This window comes from Roseovarius aestuariivivens (assembly GCF_004761875.1).
GTDB lineage: Bacteria > Pseudomonadota > Alphaproteobacteria > Rhodobacterales > Rhodobacteraceae > Roseovarius > Roseovarius aestuariivivens.
Genome location: NZ_SJEY01000002.1, coordinates 433,235 through 440,592 on the forward strand (window position 1 = coordinate 433,235; position 7,358 = coordinate 440,592).

At 56.2% G+C, this 7,358-nt stretch carries 7 protein-coding genes; 5 read left to right on the forward strand and 2 right to left on the reverse strand.

The window, feature by feature from the left end; genetic code table 11:
* The first annotated feature begins 1 nt into the window (after nucleotide 1).
* The 4 genes from EZV60_RS05475 to EZV60_RS05490 are packed head-to-tail and all read left to right on the forward strand — an operon-like array spanning nucleotide 2 to nucleotide 4,504.
* A complete protein-coding gene (locus EZV60_RS05475) occupies nucleotides 2-1,159 on the forward strand; it encodes an FIST N-terminal domain-containing protein (RefSeq protein WP_135502942.1) in 1,158 nt (385 codons plus the stop codon).
* Nucleotides 1,156-3,450: a hybrid sensor histidine kinase/response regulator gene (locus EZV60_RS05480; protein ID WP_245306221.1), complete on the forward strand. Its 2,295-nt coding sequence runs from the start codon at nucleotides 1,156-1,158 to the stop codon at nucleotides 3,448-3,450. The genes EZV60_RS05475 and EZV60_RS05480 overlap by 4 nt, the downstream gene beginning before the upstream one ends.
* A 38-nt stretch (nucleotides 3,451-3,488) precedes the next feature.
* Nucleotides 3,489-4,154: a hypothetical protein gene (locus EZV60_RS05485; protein ID WP_245306222.1), complete on the forward strand. Its 666-nt coding sequence runs from the start codon at nucleotides 3,489-3,491 to the stop codon at nucleotides 4,152-4,154.
* Nucleotides 4,151-4,504, forward strand: a complete 354-nt coding sequence (locus EZV60_RS05490; RefSeq protein WP_135502948.1) for a hypothetical protein — start codon at nucleotides 4,151-4,153, stop codon at nucleotides 4,502-4,504. Before EZV60_RS05485 ends, EZV60_RS05490 begins: the two co-directional genes overlap by 4 nt.
* Before the next feature lie 70 nt (nucleotides 4,505-4,574).
* On the opposite strand, the gene EZV60_RS05495 is transcribed toward EZV60_RS05490, so the two are convergent.
* Nucleotides 4,575-5,387, reverse strand: a complete 813-nt coding sequence (locus EZV60_RS05495) for a quinoprotein dehydrogenase-associated SoxYZ-like carrier (RefSeq protein ID WP_135502949.1) — start codon at nucleotides 5,385-5,387, stop codon at nucleotides 4,575-4,577.
* A 122-nt stretch (nucleotides 5,388-5,509) separates the two neighbouring features.
* Here EZV60_RS05495 and EZV60_RS05500 point away from each other — a divergent pair, with 122 nt between their 5' ends.
* On the forward strand, nucleotides 5,510-6,553 hold the full coding sequence (locus EZV60_RS05500; RefSeq protein WP_135502952.1) for a quinoprotein relay system zinc metallohydrolase 2: 1,044 nt from the start codon (nucleotides 5,510-5,512) through the stop codon (nucleotides 6,551-6,553).
* Here the strand turns inward: EZV60_RS05500 and EZV60_RS05505 are convergent, their stop codons facing one another.
* The gene (locus EZV60_RS05505; RefSeq protein ID WP_135502955.1) at nucleotides 6,554-7,174 is read right to left on the reverse strand and encodes a hypothetical protein; all 621 of its coding nucleotides are present in this window, start codon (nucleotides 7,172-7,174) and stop codon (nucleotides 6,554-6,556) included.
* Nucleotides 7,175-7,358: the final 184 nt, after the last annotated feature.

The window sequence follows — 7,358 nt, forward strand, 5'->3', positions numbered from 1 at the left end:
CATGCGCGATCATTTCGCCGGACCCAGCTTTGTTCGGGTCGCGCACTCAAATGCTCCAGTCGCCGCCGATGCCGTGGAAGAAGTTGTATCGGCGTTGCCGATGCAGGAAATCTGTTTCATTATCGCGTTCTTGCCACAGTCCCTCGATCGTGATGCGGTTGCCCAGCATCTTGATAAATTGCTTGGTGGTATCCCGGTTTTTGGATGCACCAGCGCCGGGCAAATCACGCCCGAAGGATACGAAGCCGACGCTTTGTTGTTGTTGGCATTTCCGCGGGCATACTTCCGTTGCGCGTCGATCCTGATCCACCCGTTACAGCCGATTTCGACGTCCACGATTGCGGCTCAAGTGGCCAAGCATCAGTCTCAGTTCCAGCATACAGCAGGTTGGAACCGGTTTGCGCTGGTCTTCGCAGACGGGCTTTCCAAGCAAGAAGACCTGCTGACCTCTACGTTGGAAGCCGTGTTGACGGAGACCCCTCTGTTCGGCGGCTCGGCGGGGGATGGATTGGAATTTCGGGAAACCTGCGTGTTGCAGAACGGTAAGTTTCATAATAACGCCGCGCTTCTGCTTTTGATCGAGACCAGTCTCGTTTTTTCCGGGTTCAGTTTCGATCATTTCCTCCCGACCGACACGCAACTGGTGATTACGGCCGCAGACCCGGAGAATCGTACTGTTTTTGAGATAAATGGCGCGCCGGCGGCACAGGAATACGCGCGTCTTATCGGCTGTACCGTCGATCAGCTTTCACCGCAGGTCTTTGCAGAGCATCCGATTCTCGTGCGGCATCAGAATAATTACTTCGTGCGTGCGATCAGCGATGCTGCCGAAGACGGGTCCCTGTCTTTCCTCGCGGCCATTGATGACGGAGTGATTCTCACGCTTGGCAGGGGCAAGGAAATCATCGAAACGCTTCGCTCCGGGCTCAAACTGCAGAACAATGCCGGAGAACCGCCGGATTTCATTCTCGGTTTTGATTGCGTGCTGCGTAAACTCGAAATTGAGCAGAAGCATCTGCATGACACAGTCTCGGACGCCTTTCGTGATGCGAGAGTCTTGGGTTTCAACACCTATGGCGAACAGCATTGTGGCGTCCACATGAATCAGACTTTCGTCGGCGTCGCCTTCTTTGCGCCAGAACGTGGGAGGCTTGATTGAACCTTATCGATCCCGATGCCCCTCTGGCAACGCAGCTCGAGCGTCAGTCGCGGATCATTGCCGCCTTGATGCGCCGCGCAGACCGTCAGAACGAAGTGTCGCTTTCCGCCTACAGTGCATTTCAATCTGCCATCGAGTTGCAAGCGCAAGTTGCGGCCAAAACCCGCGATTTGGAGCGCGCCGCAACCGAATTGGAGACGATCCGTGGCGATCGAGAGCGCACGCGCCGCAATCTGCACGATGCCCTGTCTGCGATGGAAGAGGGATTTGCGCTTTTCACCGATGGCCGACTTAATATTTGCAACGACCTTTTCCGCAATCTGCTGCCCGATATCGCCGACCAGGTCGCCTCCGGCATCACGCTGGACAAGTATTTCGAGTTGATGACGCAGAGCGCACATCTGCTATCGACAGATCGCAAGATCCATCACTCCGCATCGCGTATGGAAAAGCGCAAAGGTGCGGCAACCGTATTGTCCACAGTGATCGGGCTAAGCGGCGATCTTTGGTACCAGCTCAGCCTGCAGCGCACCTCTTCAGACAACGTGGTGTTGCTTCTGACTGAGATCACGTCGATCGTTCGTCACAACCGTTCGGAAAAAGAAACACTGATAGATCAGCAGGCGGCTTATCTTCAGGCCGTTTTTGAGAATATGACCTCTGGAGTTTGTACATTTTGTGCAGAAGGTCGCGTGATGATGCAGAACGGGCAGTTCCGTGCGATCCTCGGCATCCCGTTCACGGTCCTGCAGGTGGGAACTCCACTGACGCGTCTGCTGGACTATATAAAAGCGAACGGTATCATCGCCGACCGGGCGTTCTTGCGCGCTGATATCTGGCTAGATCAGATCAGACGCAAAGGCACGCTCAATCGACGGGTTCGTCACGGAGATGACCGCGTTCTTGATGTCGAGGCGAACGCGTTGCCCGACGGAGGATTTCTGGTCGAACTCAAGGACGTAACGCTGGAAAGCCGGACCACGGAAATGCTTGAAAACCGGGTGCTTGAGCGTACGGCTGAACTGACCCGCGCCAATGCTCGCCTGACGGAACAGTTCCAGGAAAAGGAGCGGATCGAGGAAGAACTGCGGGTCGCCAAGGAGCGTGCCGAGGCCGCAGTTTCTTCAAAAACCCGGTTTCTCGCCGCGGCAAGCCACGATCTTCTGCAACCGATCAACGCTTCCAAGCTGTTGATTTCCACCCTGCAGGAGGCCGCGCGCGATAGCGAATTCTCTCCCATGGTCGAGCGGCTCTACCGGGCCTTCAATTCCACAGAGCAGCTTTTGCACGCGCTTCTGGATATTTCGCGACTGGAAAGCGCGGACCCCAACGAGGTCACTCCAACCGAAGTCAATCTCGGTGCACTGATGGAGAACGTTCTTGCCGATCAACTGCCTTTGGCAGAAAAGAAAAATGTTCGGCTCGGCGTAGTGCCTTGCAAAGCGTTTGTCTGGTCGGATCAAGTCTTTCTTTTGCGCTCTGTTCAAAATCTCGTGGTGAATGCCATCCAGTACACGGATCCTGGCGGACGTGTTCTGGTGGGATGCCGCCGGCGTGGAGGCAAAGCCGTTCTCCAAGTCTGGGACAATGGCATCGGGATCAATCCGGAAGACCAGCAGCGGGTTTTCGAGGAATTTGCTCGTGCGGACAATGTTCCGATCGGAACTGGTATGGGTCTTGGCCTGTCCGTTGTGGAACGTGCTTGCCGGCATCTAGGACATGAGCTTTCGGTTCGCTCCGAACCTGGACGCGGGTCTGTTTTCAGCATCGAGATGGATATGATAGAGCCCCCGGGCTCTCAGCAAGATGGAGCCGTGGTCTTGCCCGGTGTCGTCGGGGCGTCCTTCGATCACCTCGTTCTGGTGGTCGAGAATGACGAAGACGTTCTGTTCGCCACAACACACAGGTTAGAACACTGGGGGGCAAGCGTGCTCGCTGCGCCGTCGATTGAACAGGCGATTTCGTTCTTGCAGGATGTTGGCGTTCCGCCGGACATCGTGTTGGCCGATTATCAGCTCGACAACGGAGAAACCGGTCTCGACGCAGTTGATGCAGTGCGCCAATGGTGCGGAGTGCACGTGCCGGCCATCCTAATTACCGCCGACCGGTCTGAGTCGCTTCGACGGATGGGTGTTGAAAAGAACATTTCCGTCATGAGCAAGCCGGTCAAGCTATCCCGGCTTCGCCCGCTAATCGACTGGAAGATACGCGAGACCGCGCTTAGTGACAGCCTTGCCGATAATCCGTCCTTGCAGGCACCGACAAAAGTCGGCCATGACAGTGCGCCGTGAACCTCTAACCTGCCGCGAGGGAGGAAACCAATATGCGAATGATACTTGCGTTGCTGACGTCGATGGCGCTTCTGACAGGGCCTGCACTGGCCGCAACCGTCGATGGGCAGCAAACCTATGACCTGCTGTTCAAGAATGGCACCCTTGATGATCTCGAGCATGACAAGCAACTCGTCTATACCCGCGATGTGATCAATGCCGCCAAAACGGAAAGCGCGGCGCACAATTCGGGCAAGATCGCGCTCGGCATTTCCAACGAGGACGAAACCCTGGCCAACCTTATGTTCCGGCAAGGGGAGCGTTATCGCAAAATGGGCTCCTTTCCGGCCAATGTCGGCAACCCGATGATCATGGTTTTTTACGAAAGCGTCGTCCGTGACATGGCTGAAACGGCTGGGGGAAGCCCCTTTTACATCCGAAACCGCGTCAAGGAGACGCTGGTCGAGCCAAGCAATGTGGAAGTGGGTGAGGCAATGCTTAATGGACATGCGGTACAGACCAAAACGATCCGCCTTCGTCCTTTTGAGAACGACCCGAACAGGGACCGAATGAAGGGCTTTGGCGACTTGGTGCTGAGCGTGACAATGTCTGAAGACGTGCCTGGCTGGTATTTGAGCTTTGAGGCAGAAGTGATCGACAGCGCAACCGGCGAACCAATCTATATGTCGGTTACAACTTTCGACGGAAAGAAAGACAGGGAATGAGGTGCGTGGGGATTACCGCGGTGATCCTGCTTGCCCTTTCGCAGGCCGGATCCGCTCAGGACGCGGCAGAGCGGTATAATGATTACCCGACGGTTGCGCGCGCAGACTATGTCTTCGGCTGCATGGCGACCAATGGGCAGACCCGACAAATGCTCGTGCAGTGCTCTTGCTCCATCGACGAAATTGCATCGATTCTGCCCTACGAGAAGTACACCGAAGCCGAAACCGTGCTTTCGATGCGACGTGTAGGGGGGGAGCGCATGGCGGTTTTCAACAACTCGGCGGCGGCACAAAACCTTGTTGTCGAACTCCGCCGTGCACAGGCCGAAGCTGAACTGGTCTGCTTCTGAGACTGCAGCACGAATGACAAATCGCGCCAGCGTTTGTCGCTGCGCGGTTTCTATTCAGGTAAATGGCGTTTCAGCTTTCGGCTGTTTTCGGCAGGACACGTTCGAAGCTGTTGCCCTCGGTATCCGTCGCCTTCACCGTAAGATTGGCCGCACCATTGTCTCGATATGAGAACCGGAAAACCGGATTTTCCGAGATCGAGATTCCGCCATCCATCGTGAACAGCAGGTCATCACCTTGCCACACTTCCATGTGGTCGATGAAATGCGCCGGAATAAATAACTGCGTTATCTGATCGCGCTGCAGCCCCGAGTAGTTAGGGTGCCGGATCATGATTTGCGCCTCGCGACGCGGCGTGGACATCTGTGCTTTGTCCTCAAACATCCGCAGTTTCATCTGCCCCATACTGGCGAGCGCCAATTCCGGATCGCGCGTAGCCGGGGCCGAGCATCCGCCCGAGGCCTTTACAAAGCGTCCCGTCATAGCCATGCCAGCATTCGTTTCGGCAATTACACGGACGTTGGAATACTGGTTGACACGCACACGCAGTTCGAAATCAAGCGGGATCATGGCGTCGGAAAATCCAAGCGTCGCTGCTATCGGTGCCGGATTTTCGTCGATCACGACAACAGCCTTGTCGATGTCGACCGCAGGGTCGATCTGCTTGAGAACGATTGGCACCGTCGCCGCATCGTGCGCACGATAGGGTGCGTCAACCGACAGGAAAGCGCGCGCATCATCAAGCGTGACGTCACCGACGACGTCACCGCGCAGATCCTCCCACGTTGGGCTGTCTTGCAACGGGTTCTCGATGATTTCGGAAGCGAGCGCAGAACTTGTCATCAAAGCTGATAGCGCAATCGCGTGTACAATTTTACGTGCCATGCCTTCTCCTCCTGCATGGGAATTGTCAATCTATGCCATAAACCCAGTGTGTTTTGTACCGGTAACTAGGTCGTAGTGCATGACAGTTTCGTGTGCCGGCCGACGACGCGAGGAAAGCCGACATGTTCGAAGCCATTGTCACGCTCTGCCTATTTCTTGATGGCGAGCACTGCCGGGATCAACTTCTACCGGGATTCGAGGCGGACACGCGCGCCGAGTGCATGGCCGCTTTGGAGGCTCGCCCGCCTGATCTGTCTTTCCCAGAAGGCGCAGTTCAGAAGGGAGCTCCGACCTGCAAAGATGTCGGGCAATCGCTTAACTTCGAAGAGGTCGCGCCTGGCGTCTTCGTGCATCATGGCCGTATCGAGGAGCCGGACCCCAAGAACGCAGGTGACGTCTCAAATATCGGGTTCGTTATCGGTGACCGAGGCGTTGCAGTCATCGACTCGGGCACGGCGCGATGGATGGGAGAAGCGATTTGGCGATCAATACGCATGCGTACGGAAAAGCCAGTCTCGGACGTGATCCTGACACATATGCACCCCGACCACGTGCTTGGCGCCAGTGTGTTTGCAGAGGCTGGCGCGCATATTCACGGTCATGCAGGCCTAAGCCGCGCTCTCGCCGATAGGCGCGAGAACTACCTGGAAAGCCTTTTGCGCCTTATCGGACCGCAAGCTTTCATCGGAAGCGCGACACCGGTCGTCACGCATTCTGTCGAAGCCGAACGGGTGATCGATATCGGGCAACGCAGTCTCACGCTGACGCCGTGGCCGATTGCGCACACGCCAAACGACCTGACCGTTGTTGACGATGCGACAGGAACACTGTTTGCCGGAGATCTGGTCTTCCATCGGCACGCTCCCGCGCTTGACGGAAGCCTTTTGGGCTGGACAACAGTACTCGATACATTGGGTCAGCTGGACGTTGCCAGAGTGGTAACAGGGCATGGCGGGCCCGTTCTAGACTGGCCAGAGGGGGCCGCGGATACGCGTCGCTATCTCGAAACACTGCTCTCCGAAACACGTATGTCCGTGGAGGCAGGCGAGAGGCTTGGCGAGGCGGTTCTGCACATCGCTCAAAAGGAAGCCACCCGCTGGGAGCTTTTCGAAGCCTACAACTCTCGAAATGCGACGGTAGCCTTTACCGAGCTTGAATGGGAATGATCAACTGTCGTCGCGGACCTGGGCTTGTAATAATTGCGCGACGCCGTAAAGGCGACGCTCCAGCAGTACCGGCGTTTCACAGAGATAGGTGATCGACTGCTGACGATCTGTGAAGATCAGTTGATCCCAGTCAAGCTGTTCCTCGAGCGAATCAACCCGGTCGAAATCCGGGCTCTCTTTGTCCATTTCTGCGCGCATGTCCTGCCGCATCTGCTCGATCTTTTCGCTCAGGGCGATTTGGCTAAGCGAGAAATCTCCAATGCCGTCGATGATTCTTGATCTGCGATTCGCCAGTGAGTTGAAGACATCGGCGAAAACGAGTCCGAGCATCCCCGCGTCGCCTTCGTACTTGTCAGCAAAGGCCGCCACCTCGCCTTTCAAAGACTCGAGATCCAGTTTTCGCAACGCCAGCCGCCCGGCCAATTTTGAGATATCGCGACGCGCCTCCATGGCTTTTGGCAAGCTTTCCGGAACTGGATGCACCCACATCAAGCCAAGGGACAGGCGTTCAACCTTTCTTTGAATACATGGCCAGGTCGGGTCCGAGAAATCGGCGGTATAACCTGGTGTAGCAAGGCTGACACAGAAAAGCGGCAAGGTGAGTAGTCTGGCGATCATCATGAACGATTTCTCCCTATCTCGGCACTATGTGCAAGCTCTCAGCCGCTGTCCATGCACACGAATACCCACCAATGTACTAATTGTTCCGTCCCGGTGGCGGGTCGCATACTGACGCCGAATTGCGAGGACAAGCAACGGGAAAAGTTGCCGTTCGCAATAGGGAGGACTACCAATGCGCACTCGT